15 protein-coding genes are annotated in these 14,611 nt (G+C 65.6%); 6 read left to right on the forward strand and 9 right to left on the reverse strand.

Annotated elements, in window-relative coordinates; translation table 11 throughout:
• Positions 1-27 precede the first annotated feature (27 nt).
• On the reverse strand, positions 28-360 hold the full coding sequence (locus tag TSB10P1A_RS16795) for a helix-turn-helix transcriptional regulator (RefSeq protein WP_186389099.1): 333 nt from the start codon (positions 358-360) through the stop codon (positions 28-30).
• A 121-nt stretch (positions 361-481) separates the two neighbouring features.
• On the opposite strand from TSB10P1A_RS16795, the gene TSB10P1A_RS16800 reads away from it, so the two are divergent.
• Both TSB10P1A_RS16800 and TSB10P1A_RS16805 read left to right on the forward strand, forming a co-directional pair.
• The gene (locus tag TSB10P1A_RS16800; protein ID WP_186389100.1) at positions 482-832 is read left to right on the forward strand and encodes a hypothetical protein; all 351 of its coding nucleotides are present in this window, start codon (positions 482-484) and stop codon (positions 830-832) included.
• Positions 829-1,584, forward strand: coding sequence for a class I SAM-dependent methyltransferase (locus tag TSB10P1A_RS16805; protein ID WP_186389101.1), 756 nt, complete (start codon positions 829-831; stop codon positions 1,582-1,584). Before TSB10P1A_RS16800 ends, TSB10P1A_RS16805 begins: the two co-directional genes overlap by 4 nt.
• Before the next feature lie 404 nt (positions 1,585-1,988).
• Here the strand turns inward: TSB10P1A_RS16805 and TSB10P1A_RS16810 are convergent, their stop codons facing one another.
• Positions 1,989-3,650 carry a hypothetical protein gene (locus TSB10P1A_RS16810; RefSeq protein WP_186389102.1) on the reverse strand — a complete coding sequence of 554 codons (1,662 nt, stop codon included), beginning with the start codon at positions 3,648-3,650 and terminating at the stop codon, positions 1,989-1,991.
• 344 nt (positions 3,651-3,994) lie between these two features.
• Complete coding sequence (locus TSB10P1A_RS16815) at positions 3,995-4,132, reverse strand: hypothetical protein (protein WP_186389103.1); 138 nt, start codon at positions 4,130-4,132, stop codon at positions 3,995-3,997.
• Between the two features lie 147 nt (positions 4,133-4,279).
• Here TSB10P1A_RS16815 and TSB10P1A_RS16820 point away from each other — a divergent pair, with 147 nt between their 5' ends.
• The 3 genes from TSB10P1A_RS16820 to TSB10P1A_RS16830 all read left to right on the forward strand — a co-directional run bounded on the left by TSB10P1A_RS16820 (position 4,280) and on the right by TSB10P1A_RS16830 (position 6,789).
• Positions 4,280-4,672: a hypothetical protein gene (locus TSB10P1A_RS16820; protein ID WP_186389104.1), complete on the forward strand. Its 393-nt coding sequence runs from the start codon at positions 4,280-4,282 to the stop codon at positions 4,670-4,672.
• Positions 4,673-4,749: 77 nt separating this feature from the next.
• Complete coding sequence (locus TSB10P1A_RS16825) at positions 4,750-5,271, forward strand: copper chaperone PCu(A)C (protein WP_186389105.1); 522 nt, start codon at positions 4,750-4,752, stop codon at positions 5,269-5,271.
• A gap of 132 nt (positions 5,272-5,403) precedes the next feature.
• Positions 5,404-6,789: a PepSY domain-containing protein gene (locus tag TSB10P1A_RS16830; RefSeq protein WP_186389106.1), complete on the forward strand. Its 1,386-nt coding sequence runs from the start codon at positions 5,404-5,406 to the stop codon at positions 6,787-6,789.
• A gap of 55 nt (positions 6,790-6,844) precedes the next feature.
• Here TSB10P1A_RS16830 and TSB10P1A_RS16835 read toward each other — a convergent pair whose 3' ends face one another.
• Complete coding sequence (locus tag TSB10P1A_RS16835; protein ID WP_186389107.1) at positions 6,845-7,834, reverse strand: nucleoside recognition domain-containing protein; 990 nt, start codon at positions 7,832-7,834, stop codon at positions 6,845-6,847.
• Between the two features lie 116 nt (positions 7,835-7,950).
• Between TSB10P1A_RS16835 and TSB10P1A_RS16840 the strand changes: the two genes are divergently transcribed.
• A complete protein-coding gene (locus TSB10P1A_RS16840) occupies positions 7,951-8,409 on the forward strand; it encodes an Lrp/AsnC family transcriptional regulator (protein WP_186389108.1) in 459 nt (152 codons plus the stop codon).
• 135 nt (positions 8,410-8,544) lie between these two features.
• Here TSB10P1A_RS16840 and TSB10P1A_RS16845 read toward each other — a convergent pair whose 3' ends face one another.
• The 5 genes from TSB10P1A_RS16845 to TSB10P1A_RS16865 form a co-directional block, all read right to left on the reverse strand.
• Positions 8,545-8,955 (reverse strand): DUF3830 family protein, encoded by a 411-nt coding sequence (locus tag TSB10P1A_RS16845; RefSeq protein ID WP_186389109.1) that lies wholly within the window; start codon positions 8,953-8,955, stop codon positions 8,545-8,547.
• Positions 8,956-9,029: 74 nt separating this feature from the next.
• On the reverse strand, positions 9,030-9,758 hold the full coding sequence (locus tag TSB10P1A_RS16850; RefSeq protein ID WP_186389110.1) for an amino acid ABC transporter ATP-binding protein: 729 nt from the start codon (positions 9,756-9,758) through the stop codon (positions 9,030-9,032).
• A gap of 2 nt (positions 9,759-9,760) precedes the next feature.
• Complete coding sequence (locus tag TSB10P1A_RS16855; protein WP_186389111.1) at positions 9,761-12,670, reverse strand: FAD-dependent oxidoreductase; 2,910 nt, start codon at positions 12,668-12,670, stop codon at positions 9,761-9,763.
• 16 nt (positions 12,671-12,686) lie between these two features.
• On the reverse strand, positions 12,687-13,577 hold the full coding sequence (locus TSB10P1A_RS16860; protein WP_186389112.1) for a dihydrodipicolinate synthase family protein: 891 nt from the start codon (positions 13,575-13,577) through the stop codon (positions 12,687-12,689).
• A gap of 22 nt (positions 13,578-13,599) precedes the next feature.
• A complete protein-coding gene (locus tag TSB10P1A_RS16865) occupies positions 13,600-14,292 on the reverse strand; it encodes an amino acid ABC transporter permease (RefSeq protein WP_186389113.1) in 693 nt (230 codons plus the stop codon).
• Positions 14,293-14,611 lie beyond the last annotated feature (319 nt).

Consider the following 14,611-nt stretch of genomic DNA (forward strand, 5'->3'; position numbering starts at 1 on the left):
TCCGCCCGTTCTCCGTCCGGCGGACGATCAGCAATTGCAGGTCACCGCCTCGATCACCGGGCGGCAGAGCTCCGGCGCGCCGTTGCAGCAGTCCTCCATCAGGAAGGCCAGCAGGTCGCGGAAGCCGGTCATGTCGGCGATGTAGCGCACGCTGCGCCCGTCCCTCTCGGCCCGGATCAGGCCGGCCTGGGCCAGCGTCTTGAGATGGGCCGAGACGGTGTTCTGCACCGCGCCGAGACGGGCCGCGACCTCGCCGGCGGCGATACCTTGCGGCCCGGCCTTGACCAGCAGGCGGAAGATGTCCAGCCGGGTCTCCTGCCCGAGGGCGGCCAGCGCGGCGAGCGCGGACAACTTATCCATTTATCTCTCCTTCTGGATATATGGATACATTATCCCGCCCGCCCCCGCAAGCGGCTTGACGCGCGCCTCCGCATTCGCCAATGATGAAACGTTATCACATAACAAATCCGGAGCCCGCCGCATGCGCCTCTTCGTCAATCCGTTCGCCCCGAAGGGCCGGCACCCCGCCAACGCCGCAGCCGCCGCAAACAGCGCGGAGGCGGAGGCGGAACGGCACGCCCTGCGCGAGCGCGTCAAGCAGGCGGTGCGTCAGGTGCTGGCACCCGGCGCGGAGGCGGTGATCTCGGTCAGCGAGCTTGCCTGCGGCGAGGACGGCTGCCCGGACGTGGAGACGGTGATCGGCATTCACGAGGCGGGAGTGCCTGCGCGCCGGCTGCGCCTGCACATGTCGCTGGCCGAGGTCGGCCTTGCGGATATCGCGGCGGCGGCCGACGATACCTGCTGCACCGCCCCGCAGGAGCCGACCGCATGAGCACCAATCCCGTCGACCTGATGACCGAGCACCTGCTGGACGAGGCCGGCATCGCGCCCGGCTGGACGGTGGTCGATATCGGTTGCGGTCCCGGCGCGGTGACGCGGATGATCGCCCGCCGCGTCGGGCCGCAAGGCCGGGTGCTGGCGGTCGACCACGATCCCGCCATGCTGGAGATGACCCGGCGGATGGCGGCGGCCGAGGGCCTTGCCAATGTAAGCGTGATCGAGGGCGGTTTCGATGCGGAGCTTCCCGGCCACGGCACGCTGGACGCCGTCGTCGGCCGCAGGGTGCTGATGTACCAGCAGGATCCGGTCGCGGCGGTGGAAGCGATCAGCAGCGCGCTCAGGCCCGGCGGGGTCGTCGCCTTTCACGAACACGACGCCTCGAAGCTGGTGCCCGGCCGCCATCCCCTGCCCCTGCATGACGAGGTGCGCGACTGGCTGGCGCAGATGCTGCGGCGGGAGGGCGCGCGGCTCGACATGGGGCTGACGCTGCACGAGGTGATGAGTGCGGCGGGGCTGACCGTCGAGAGCCTGCGGGCGGAGGCGAACCTTTTGACGCCGGACAGCAGCTATCCGGTCGGAATGATCGTGCGCGCAGTGATGCCGCGGCTGGAGCGCTTCGGCATCACCGACATGGCCAGCGCCGACCCGGACACGCTGGACGCGCGGCTGCGCCAGGAGCGGCAGGCGAGCGGCGCCACCTGCCTGTGGGAACTCGTTTTCCGCGCTGTCGCCCGGAAGCTGTGAGCGCAGATCCGCCCCGTCCGGTTGACCGGCAGGGTCGACAGCCAGCACTCGCCCGAGCCCTATCCTCACGGGGGAGGCATATAGCACCTGCGGATTGGCAGACGCGCACCGTCCCAGGTCTCGCTGCTTTAGTAATCGTACCAGCCCGCCATCGAGCGCCACGCTCGCATCAGCGCCGCGGCATGAACGGCAAACCCCGCTCAAGACCTTCGCCGACGGGCTGCCCGGTACGCAGCACAAACCACTGCGGAAGCCGAAAGAAGACAGGCCGAAAACAGATCCGAAACAGGCTCCCATGCCCTCTGAAACCCGCGCCGTATGAAACCGTTTCATAGCGCGGTACTGTCACGGGAATACCGTCTCTGCACATATACGGTCTACATAGCAAGTCGACGTTACGGCAATCACCATTCGTCTTGCTCTGCTTCTCCCGAATGCATCCTATTCAGCAGATCCATCGTCGATCTATGCTGTGCAATCTGTGCTGCCCGCCTTTTTATCAGCCTCTCCCGATGAAACTCTCCCTTGTCACCCTCAGATTTAGGGACACCACCTAGCCAAACGTCTCTCACGCCAAACGCAACCCGCCGCTTCATTTTCTCTGCAACATCCACAAGCCGCTTCCCATCGATTATGGAAAAATCGTCCACAAAGCTTGTTAGCGACCCTCCGTAGACCTTTTTTATTATTTTTCTTCTACGGGCACGAAAATCTCCACTCGGCTCACCCATACTTCGTATGCTTGATTCACGAGTGAGAAAACCACTGTACACATCTCTAGCAGAGAACACACAACCAACAAATCTACACCTCAAAAACTCCGTATTAATTATTGTGAGGTCTGTGAATACGCATTTCTCAAATAAGCAATCCTCGAACTTCGAATTTTCTATTGTCAATGAGTGAAACTCAGACTTGACGAATGATCTACACCTCGCCTCCATTTTATAGATATACCCACCGACAAAAACTGAATTTATCGCCACCATTGATAATCCATCGATATAAGAAGGCAAATAAGTATAAAGCATTCTAATACGCTTTACATGAACCTTGTTGAATAAGTTATTATATGAAATGATCCATATAATATTAATATCTGATATTGAAGTTTCCTTCTTATCGTAGGCGGTCGCATCCAGGCAGTCTGGAATATGCTCGCGCCCTATATGCAATTCATTTACCCCAAGAATGTTTAAACCCTCAACATCACATCCTTTTATGCATAAATACCCTGAAAATCCGAAAATATTCATTTCCTTCTCGTCATGGACAATACGGGCACCGTACATTGTTTCCGAATTTCGAAGATGACCATCTTGAATATGGACATTCCGCAGCAACGCCACTAATTCTTGACTGATTTCAGCGCCCTGACGACCGTGATTTAAAAGCAAGTGTCGGTCTAAGGCCTTGCGATTTTCTCTTTTTTTGTTCTCCGATATAAATATCGATAGTATTACTACGAGTAAAATGATATCCACCGCAGAAGCGTGTAATGCGATAAATATATCGTGCGCCAGAGTTCCCCTACTGGGCACGATGCCTAACATGTAAACGAGTACGATAGGTAGAGCAGAAATCATCAATATGATCATTCCGTAGAAGGATACATTATCGTCCCTCGAACCAAGAAAAATATCTGCGCGACTCCTTTTAAAGCGCCATGATAAATATCCAAAAATTCTTTTGAGAAAGCGGCTAATATATTTTTTTGCTTGACGAATTCGAAATTGCAACGACGGCCAGCCTCTCAATTCACTGGCTGAAAATTCGCGGAAATCTATCTCGTGACTGGACCAATCGATCGTTTCTTCTACGATACCTACGGACCGCATTATCGAACTCTTTCCAAACGTCCGCAGAAGCCGGTCGAGCTCTATGTAACGGAGGTCAATTCGGTTGAATAGAATGGATAGAGCCTTGTAGAGACGAGAACCGGCAATCTCAAAATCGTCACGTTTGTACAAGGAATGTCTTTTCGCAAAGATTGCCCGGTCGAACTCACGGTCAGCTCTCGCAGAAATGCGCCTGAGTGTTTTTTCCTTCCAATCGTAAAGTGTCACTCATATCTCCATCCAGTTTTACATCATCAAAACTCAGTAGATATGTAAACGACTCCAGATTCACGCTTACTCAATATCTAACCTTGCTAGCACTTCGTCTCGAAGCAAGCCCGTATACGCCCACCTCCAGATGAAAAATGCACCCAAGCAATATCTCCTGCGTCTGACGATCTCGCCGTTCTGATTGGGGGCTTCGCATCTCCCATAAGGCTATTATCGTGAAAAACAGGATGAAAGTCAGCAACATGCACAGAGACGGTGTTCCCCTGACAGTTTAGTGTTTTGAAACCGGTTCGGACGGCGGGGTTTTCAGAGAGGCAGCGAAACCTGTTTCGGGTCAGTTGTCAGCAGGTCTCTTTTCGGTTTTTGCAGTGGTTCTGAAGCCTCGCCGACAGACCGGTGCGCAGGCGCTCGCGCCGCACCGCGGCGCCGACCACGGCGCCGATGCCGGTCGCCCCTTTCGCGTTCTCGCTGCCGTTCACCTGCCCGTCCTGCCGCCACTGCCCGCCCGCGCATCCGGATGGGTCCGGGCACTATAGGAGCGCGCCCTGCGACGTGTCATCCGCGCGGCGCCGATTTCCCCTCGTGACAGACGCACGCGACACGGCTAGAGACGAGGGATGCACAGCATGAGGCAACTCCTGAAGGACCGGTTGCTGACGTGGTCGATGGCCGCGACGATCGTCCTCGCCATGCTGCTGCAGGGCCTTGTCGCCGCCCATGCCCGCACGGTGATGGCCGCCGACGGCACCAGCCCGGCCTATATCCTGTGCTCGCCGATGGCGATCGCCGATCCGGGCGACGACCATCCGCTCAAGGATCTCGCCCGCGACTGCTGCTCGACGCTGTGCAAGCTCGCCTGCGTCGGCGGCACGCTGACGGCCCCGGCCGCCACGCCCCTGCCCGATCCGGAAGCGGCGGCCGACGCCGCCTCCTGGGCTCCCACCCCGGCTCCGACGGCCACCGACCGTGCGGAAGGACCGCCGCCGCCGGCCCGCGCGCCGCCCCTCGTCTCCATCTGACGCAATCGACCTCAATGACGACCGGCCGTGCCCGATGGCCGCCGGTTCGCACCTTTGCGACTTATGGAGCATTTCTCATGCGTATCCTGCAGATTGTCTTCGCGATCGGCCTGACGCTCGTCGCGCTCGCCGGCGCCCATGCCCACGGCTACCGGATCGGCGAAATCAAGATCGGCCATCCCTGGACCCGCGCGACGCCGCCGGCCGCCAAGGTCGCCGGCGCCTTCATGACCTTCACCAACGAGGGCGGCACCGCCGACCGGCTGATCGGCGGGTCCTCGCCGGTCGCCGAGAAGGTCGAGATCCACACGATGGAAGTGGTCGACGGCATCATGAAGATGCGTCCGCTCGCCGATGGTCTCGAGGTGCCGGCCGGCGCCAAGGTGGAACTCGTTCCCGGCAGCTTCCACGTCATGCTGATCGGCCTCAAGCAGCCGATCGCCGAGGGCGACATGGTGCCGCTGACCCTGACCTTCGAGAAGGGCGGCGACATCGAGGTCGAGCTGGCGGCCGACAAGATGGGCGCCGGCGGCAAGGCGCATGACCATGGCAGCCATGGTCACGGCGAGACGAAGAAGACCGACCACAGCACCCACTGATCCCGGCGCGGCGCCGGCCGAGGCTTTCGGGCCGGCGCCGCCGTATCCACTCAACAAACGGCACCTGGGCCGTCCCGCCGCCGATGCGACCCCCGCGCGGCGGCGAGCGCCCTCCTGCCTGGAGATCCATCGATGACCGATACCACCGCGCCTGGAGCCGGAACGGGGGCGCTCGCCTCCCCGGCCTCCAATTCCGACCTCTACCGCGCCGTCTGGCGCTGGCACTTCTATGCGGGCCTGCTGGTCCTGCCCTTCATGATCACGCTCGCCGTCACCGGCGCGCTCTATCTCTTCCGCGACGAATTGGACGCGATCCTGCACGCGGACCTGAAGCGGGTGGAGATCCGCGAGACCCTCGCCAAGGCCGCGCCCTCCGCCATCGTTGCGGCCGCGCTCGACGCCCATCCCGGCACGGCGGTGAAATACACCGATCCGCCGGTCGCCAACGCCTCGGCCGAGATCACCGTCAAGGCCGACACGGGCCAGCGGCTCGCCGTCTATGTCGACCCCTATGACGCGACGGTGCTCGGCGCCCTGCCCGACCGCGGCACGGTGATGTGGACGGTGCGCTACCTGCACAGCCTGCGCTATTTCGGACCCACCGTGCGCGCCGTCATCGAGATCGTCGGCGGCTGGGCGATCCTGCTGGTCGGCACCGGCATCTATCTGTGGTGGCCACGCAAAAGCGGACGCGGCGGCGTCACCAGCGTGCGCGGCACGCCGAAGAACCGGATGTTCTGGCGCGATACGCACGCGGTCACCGGCATCTTCGTCGGCGCCTTCATCGTCTTCCTGGCGATCACCGGCATGCCGTGGTCCGGCAACTGGGGCGCCAAGGTCAACGAATGGGCCAACGGCAACAATTTCGGCTATCCGTCCGGCGTGCGCGTCAACGTGCCGATGTCGGACGTGAAACTCGCCGAGACCGGCCAGACCGCCTGGTCGCTGGAACAGGCGCGGATCCCCAACTCGACCGACGCCGCGCCGCAGGCCCGCGATATGGGCATCGACCGGGCGGTGGAGATCGTCGACGGGCTGGGGCTGCACCGGGGCTATGCGCTGGCGCTGCCCACCTCGCCGACCGGCGTCTATTCGGCCTCGGTCTATCCGGACGACCTTTCGCAGCAGCGCGTCGTGCATCTCGACCAGTACAGCGGCAAGCCGCTGGTCGACATGACCTATGCCGATTACGGCCCGCTCGGCAAATGGCTGGAATTCGGCATCAACGTGCATATGGGCCAGGAATTCGGCCTCGCCAACCAGATCCTGCTGGTGGCGGTGTGCCTGGCCATCGTGATGCTCGCCGTCTCCGCCGGTGTGATGTGGTGGAAGCGGCGGCCGTCGGGGAGCCTCGGCGTGCCGCCGATGCCGACGGACCCGAAGGTGTTCCGAGGCCTGCTGGCGATCCTCATCGTCGGCGGCATCGTCTTCCCGCTGGTCGGCGCCTCGCTGCTGGTGATGCTGGCGATCGACCTCCTGGTGATCCGCCCGCTCGGCAAGCGCGCCGCCGCCCGCTAGTCTTGCGGCAACAGCTCGCGGCGGCCTTGGCTGCCGCGAGCATCAGGCGCCCGGCTCAGCGCGCCTCGGCCTCGACCTCGCGCAGCATGGCCCGCGCCCGCGCCGGTTCGGCGAACAGGATCCAGTCCGGGATCAGCGACACGAGCCTTGCCAGCAGCGCGGTCGCGACCACCGCGAAGAGCAGCCGGCCGAAGAAGACGCTGGCGAAATCCGCCCCCACCGCGACGACCAACAGCGTGTCCTCGATCAGGCTGTGGGCAAAGCCCATGAAGGCGCTGGCGAGGAACACCTGACGCGGATCGACCCGCGCCTCCCGCGCCTCGCGGATCAGCAGGCCGCCGCCATAGGAAATGCCGAGCAGCAGGCCGACGGAGGCGAACGGCACCGCCGGCGGGGCGATGCCGGCAAGGCGGAACAGCGGCACCAGCGCGCGGATCAGCCGGTCCATGATGCCGGTGACCTTGAGGATGTCCATCAGCCAGCACAGGCCGAACAGGATCATCAGCATCATCAGCAGCGTCTTGCCGAGGCCGATGGCAAAGCCGGTCCAGGTCGTGGTCTCCTCCATCGGCATCCACACCGGCGACAGCGGCGTGGCGAGCCAGCCGGTGGCGGAATAGAGCTGGTGCAGCAGCGCGGCGCAGGCGAGCCCGCCGGCGATGCGCAGCACCGTGGTGATCCAGAAGCCCGGCCCGGCGCGCTGGATGATGCGCTGCTCGATGGGCAGCGCATGGGCGAAGAGCAGCAGCGTCGAGAAGACGGTGATGTCGGCGACGGTCAGCTCGGACACCGGCACCAGGGCGAAGACGATGATGATCGCGCCCCAGATGCCGATCAGCAGGCCGGTGAGCCAGGCGAGCGCGATCTCCGGCGGCAGGCCGTAGAGCTGCATCACCGGCTCGAAATAGGGGGCCATGGCGCGGATGGCGCCAAGGCGCGCCAGGATCTCGACGATCACCATCACCGGGACGATGATGCGCACCAGTTCCCAATAGATCCCAAGGGTTTCGCGGTTTCGCTGGATCAGCCGCGCACGCACCGACATTCGAGTCACTCCAACAGTTTCCTGCGCTAGCGATACCGCAGCCGCGCGGCATTTTTGGTCAAACTTTGCAAGTTCGTGCAATTTTATTGCATAGTGCCGCGACCTCCGGAGGCACCATGGACCGCATCGACAGAAAGCTTCTCAACCTGCTGCAGGACGACGCCGCGCGCACCAATGCCGACCTTGCCGAGGAGGTCGGCCTGTCGCCGTCGAGCTGCCTGCGCCGCATCCGCCGGCTCCGGGCAGCCGGCGTCATCGACCGCACGGTCGCGATCCTGAACCCGGTGCGCGCCGGCAAGGGTCTGAAGGCCATCGTGACGGTGGAACTGGAGCGCCACGGCGAGCAGCACCCCCGCCGCTTCCTGGCGCTGGCGGACAGCGAGCCGGCGGTGGTGCAGGCCTACAGCGTCAGCGGCGAGGCCGATGTGGTGCTGATGCTGCGGCTGTCCGGCATGGAGGAATTCGACGGCTTGTGCGAACGTCTGTTCCGCAACGAGACCAATGTGGCGCGCTTCTACACGATGTTCGTGATCCGCACCGGCAAGGAAACCACGGCGATCCGGCTGGCGCCGTGAGAGAGGTAAGAAATGGAAGCCCCGCGATGTGCAAGCGCGCACCGCGCTTCCACATCGCCTTTCTGGTGCTGGCGCTGGCCGCGGAGGTCTTCTGGATCCTCGACCAGTTCGCCGTTCTGGACTGAGCCGGAAAGGTCAGGCCGCCTCGAAGCGGATGTCCTGCGCGCCTTCCCACAGGACCTTGCGGCCGAGCTCTGGCAGCTTGTCGAGGTTCGAGGTCAGCGTGACGAAGTGGTTGCCGGCGAGCTGGCCCATCTTCGAGGAGAAATCGACGCCGCCATAGGCGAGCAGGATCTCCGTCTCGCTGATGCCGCCGGGATAGAGCAGGATATGGCCCGGCGCCGGGTGGCTGGTGTGGTTCTCGTAGCCGACGCCGAAGGACAGGTCGCCGAGCGGGATCCACACGCCCTCGCCCGACCAGCGCACATGCACGATCTGCCCGGCAAAGGGCATGCGCGCCAGGAAGGCCTTGCAGGTCTCCGGCGCCTTCTCGGTTTCCAGCACCGCGTCGAAGGTGAAGGGGCCGGCGGTGATCTTGATCTTCATGTCATTTCTCCCTTGGTGGTGGTTCGCGGCCGGCGCGCGGGAGGCGGTCGGTGCCCCGCGCCTCGGCCGAATGGTCAGTGATGCAGGATCTTGCCGAGGAAGGCCTCGGTGCGCGGGTTGTGGCGGGCGGGGAAGAACTCCTCGGTCGGCCGGTCCTCGACAATCTCGCCCTGGTCGATGAACACCATCCGCGTGGCGACGCGGCGGGCAAAGCCCATCTCGTGGGTGACGACCATCATCGTCATGCCCTCGCGCGCCAGCGAGGTCATCACGTCGAGCACCTCGGAGATCATCTCCGGATCGAGCGCCGAGGTCGGCTCGTCGAACAGCATCGCCTTGGGGTTCATCGCGAGTGCCCGGGCGATCGCCACGCGCTGCTGCTGGCCGCCGGAAAGCTGGCCCGGATACTTGTGGGCGTGTCCGGTCATGCCGACGCGCTCCAGCAGTTCCATTGCCCGCTTGCGGGCGACCTGCTGGCTGCGGCCCAGCACGATCCGCTGCGCCAGCATGATGTTGTTCTCGATGGTGAGATGCGGGAACAGCTCGAAATTCTGGAACACCATGCCGACCAGCGAGCGCAGCTCGGGAAGGTTGGTCTGCGGGTCGTTGACCTCGACCCCGTCCACCCGGATCGAGCCTTGCTGGATCGGCTCCAGCGCATTGACGCATTTGATGAGGGTCGACTTGCCCGAGCCGGAGGGGCCGCAGACGACGACGACCTCGCCCTTGGCGACGCTGGTCGAGCAATTCTTCAGGACGGGGAACTTGCCGTAGTATTTCGTCACTCCGGTGATCTCGATCATGGTCACCCTCCTTGGAAGCGGGACATGGAAAAGGCCGAAAGGTCGCGGCCGGGATCGCGGCCGCGCACCAGCGCCGCCGTCACCTGCCCGACCAGGGGGCCGAGCGTGTAGCCGTTCGACGTCACGGCGTTGAAGAAGCCGGGCATCGCCGGGTGTTCTCCGAGGATCGGCGCGCCGTCGATATTGATGTTCATCGCCGCCCAACTGCGGATCACATGCAGCTTGCGCAGGCCCGGCACCACATGCTGGGCGACCCAGAGATTGCCCTCCAGGCTGGAGAGGAGCGGGCGCGGATGGCTGTGCACGGGATCGAGCCCGGCCGTCCAGCCGCCGCCGATCAGGAAATTGCCGTTGGCCGCCTGCTTCAAGGTCAGGTGCCGGTCGGCATGGGCGACGAGATGGGAGACGGCGGGCGCGGCGGCCTCGGTCACCACCATCTGCAGCGGCGCGCCGAAGACGGGAATGTCGAGCCCGAGCATGGCGCCGATGCGGGCAGCGAAGGCACCGGCGGCATTGACGAGGCGCCCAGTGCGCAAGGACCCGCGCGAGGTCTCGACGAGAAAGCCCGCGCCCTCGCGCCGGATCGCCAGAACCTCGGTGCGGTCGAACACCCGGGCACCGGCGGAGGCGGCGGCCTCCAGCACATGGCGGGTGGCGACCAGCGGATTGATCTTGCCCTCCTGCGGGCAATAGGCGGCGCCGACCATCGCCGGCGACAGGCCGGGTTCCAGCCGGGCGAGATCCGCGCGGCCGATCACCTGGCAGTCGATGCCGTGGCTGCGCTCGACGCGGGTCTTTTCCTCCAGGAAGCGCAGATGCGCCTCGCTCTCCGCGACCATCAGCCCGCCGGTGATCTTCATCTCGAAGTCGCGGCCGAGCCGCACTTCCAGCTCGCGCCACAGGTCGATGGAGGCAAGCTGCAGCGGCAGGGTGCGGGCGGCGGCACCGCCATCGCCCTCCGCCTTGGCGCCATGGTCGAAGGAGAGCAACTGGGCGTGCAGGCTGCCGGCATTGCCGCCCGAGGCGAGCCCGCCGGGAAAGCCGCGCTCGACCACCGCCACCTCCTCCCCCGCCTCGGCGAGGAAGAGCGCGGTCGCAAGGCCGGCGATGCCGGCACCGATGACGAGCGTCGCAACCTCGCGGATCGCAAGCGGCTCCGGAGTGTCCAGCGGCGGACGTTCGGGCAGCAGCGCCCGCTTGTGGCCGCCCCATTCGGGCTTCTCGACGGCGAGCGCTGCCAGCGGCACCGGGCGCAGCGGCATTTGCGGGGCAAGCAGGCCGTTCGTCTCGCTGGCCGGGCGGCCGGCAAGCGCGGTCAGCGTGCGCCCGCAATAGCGGCCCTGGCAGCGGCCCATGCCGGCGCGCGTCAGCCGCTTCAAGGTGGCGATGTCCGGCGGGCCGCCGGCGGCGGTCTGCCGCAGCACACTTAAGCCGACGCTCTCGCAGCGGCAGGACAGCGTGGTGCCGGCCTCGGCCTGTCCACCGTCTGCCGGGCGGAACAACCGCCACAGCGCCGCCTGGAAGCGGCGGGCGCGAGTGAGCCGGCGCTGCGCGCCGGGATCGGGCTCGGCGGCAAGTCCGAGCTTGCGCGCAATGGCAAGGCCGGCAAGGCGCCCAGCGGCCATGGCGACATGGGCGCCGCCGAAGCGCGCCGCTTCGCCGACGATATGGACACAGGAATCGGAGCTTTCGCCGGCCTCGTCGCAGCGGGCGACCAGCGTGCCGTCGCCGGCAACCACATGGGCAAGGCCGAGCAGGCGCGACAGCTCGTTGGACGGGGCGAAGTCGCCGCCGATGAGCACCGTATCGACCTCGCACACCTCTTCGCCGGACGGCCCCTCAAGACGCACAGCCTGCGCACGGCCCTCGCCCAGCACCTCGACGGCGCGGGTCTGCCAGCGGATCGAGACCCCGGCGCGCTGCAGGGCGGCGATCTCGCCCATGCCCTTCAGCGCCAGCGCCGGATCGGCCTGCAGGATGGCGACGGCATCGCGCGGGCTCGACCAGGGCGCGCGGGCCCGGTCGGCAAGGCAGACGACCGTGCCGCCATGGCGCAGGATCTCGCCGGCGACCTGGATGTTGAGCGGGCCGTTGCCGGTGATGGCGAAGCGGCGTCCGGGAAGGCTGGCATAGCTGCGCAGGAGGGTCTGCGCCGCGCCCGTGGTCATGACGCCCGGCAGGGTCCAGCCGGGGAACGCGGCCGGCCGCTCGAAAGCGCCGGTGGCGATGACCAGTCTGCGCGGGCGCAGGTAGAAGGCGCCGTCCGGGCCGAGACAGCCGAGGACGGGGGCGCCGTCCTCTTGGCGCTCGGCGCCCCAGACGGTGACACCGGAGAGAAGCTCGACGCCGCAGGCAAGGGCCTCGGCGACGAGGCCGGCACCGTCCCGCGCCTGCCGGTCACGGGAAAGCGCTGCCCGCGCTTCCCCGGTTGCCGGCTGCTTGTAGAACTGGCCGCCGGCAGCGGGCCGCTCGTCGACGAGGGTGACCTTGGCGCCGGCACGGGCAGCGGCGATGGCGGCGGAGAGCCCGCCCGGCCCCGCGCCGACGACGAGCACGTCTACAGCCCGCGAGGGAAGCTCGGCGGGCACCGGCGCAAGATCGGCGAGCGCCGGCGAGAGAATGTCCGGGCGGGCCGCCTGCCGCTCGACCCGCATGCCGTCCTGCACCTTGGTCATGCAGGCGCGCTGGCTGCTGCGCCCGTCGATGGTGACGAGACAATCGTGACACACGCCCATGCCGCAGAACAGCCCGCGCGGATGGCCCACGGCATCGCGCGAGAAGGCGGACCGCCCGCCGGCCGCAAGGGCCGCGGCGACGGACATGCCCGGATCGACACGATGCGTCTCGCCGTCCAGATGGACGGTCACGCGGTCTGGGGCCGGCCTGGCACCGTGCGGGGCCGCAGCGGACATGGGCGTCTGTCTCCGGTCAGGTCTCGAAGCGCAGGCCGAACCGCTCGACCAGCGCCTTCATTTCGGCATCGCGCGCGGCCGGCAGCGGCAGGCGCGGCGGCAGCGGCGCGCCGACGGCAAGGCCCATATGCGCGAGCAGCGACTTGGTGCCGGCGACATAGGCCTGGCCGCCGACCGCCTGGATGATCGGCAGCCATTCCAGATAGAGCGCGCGGGCCGCATCGTAATCCTTGTCGTCGGCGGCGAGCGTGAAGATGCGCGCCATCGGCCCCGGCGCGACATTGGAGGCGACCGCCACCCAGCCCTGCGCGCCCATCACGAAGGATTCGAACCCGAGGATGCCGCCGAACGGCACCATGCGGTCGCCGGCAAGGCGGACGATGTCGCGGATGCGCGTCACCTCGAGGGTGGATTCCTTGACGTAGTCGCAGCCGTCGATCTCGGCGATACGGGCCAGCAGCTCCGGCGTCATGTCGACATTCGACGTCGCCGGGTTGTTGTAGACCATGATCGGGATGGAGATGGCGGCGGCGATGGTGCGGTAGTGCTCGACCAGTTCGTCGTCGGTCGGGGTGCAGTAGAACGGCGGGATGATCATGACGCCGTCGGCGCCCATCTCCTCAGCCTTGCGGGCGAGCCGGACGCATTCGCGCGTATCCTCCGCGCCGGTGCCGATCAGCACCGGCACCCGGCCGGCGGCGGTGTCGATCACCGTGCGCGCCACCGCGTCCTTGTCGTCCTCGGACAGCGACAGGAACTCGCCGGTGGAGCCGAGCGGAATGAGGCCGTGCACGCCCTCGCGGATCTGCCAGTCGGTGAAGGCCGCGAGCGCTGCAAGGTCGGGCCGGCCGGTGCCGTCGACCGGCGTGATCATCACGGTGAAGACGCCGCGAAATGTCGTGGACATGTGAAGGTACCCTTATGAAGATTCAGCGCTTTTCCGTGAGGCCGACGGCGGCGGTCGACTGGCCGAAGCGGCGTTCGATGCGTCGCTGGACGAAGTCCCAGAGCGTTGTCAGGATGAGGTAGTAGAGGGCGGCGACCGCGAAGAGCTCCAGCACCATGAACTTCTCCTGGATGAGCACCTGCGTGCGGCGCAGCAGCTCTTCCATGGAGATGACCGAGGTGACGGAGGTGGTCTTGAGCAGGCCGTTCACCGAATTGCCGAGCGGCGGGATGATCACCTTGAAGGCCTGCGGCATGATGATGTAGCGCATGATCTGGCGCTCGGTCATGCCCAGCGCCCGCGCCGCGCGCGACTGACCTTCCGGCACCGCCTCGATGCCGGCGCGGATGATCTCGGCGAGATAGGCCGCCTCGTTGAGCGCAAGGCCGATCAGGGCCGCCTCGATCACCGAGAAGCGGATGCCGAGCTGCGGCAGCGCGGTGTAGATGACGATGAGCTGCACCAGGAGCGGCGTGCCGCGAAACAGCCAGATGTAGAACCAGGCGATCGCGCGCATCACCCGCAGCTTCGAGCGGCGCATCAGGGCGATGACGAAGCCGAGAACCAGGCCGCACAGCAGCGAGACGCAGGTCAGCCAGACCGTCGTGAACACGCCTTCGAGAATGTAGGCGTTGGTGAGATAGTTGAAGAAACCTGACCAGTTCCAGACTGACATGGTGGGCCTTCCTGTGCGGGCCTTCTATCGGGAGCGGCAGGCGGCGGACGACGGCGCCGCCCCGAACGGCGCGGACCGACGGGCGGCCGCTGGCGTGCGGAGGCGGAACGGGTCGACCGACGGGCGCGCGCCAGCGACAGGGTCGCGGGCCTCCCGTCCGGGAGGCGTCACGGGGTGAGATGGGGCCACGGGTTGGTTTGCATTTCCCGCATTCATTTGGTATACCGATTTAATACACAGCATCGAGACCGGCGCAAGTCCCTTTGTCGGACCTGTGCACGGGCCTTTCGGGACGCCGCGCGTCCCGCTCCTTGCGAAG

The organism is Stappia sp. TSB10P1A, from assembly GCF_900185725.1.
Classification (GTDB): domain Bacteria; phylum Pseudomonadota; class Alphaproteobacteria; order Rhizobiales; family Stappiaceae; genus Stappia.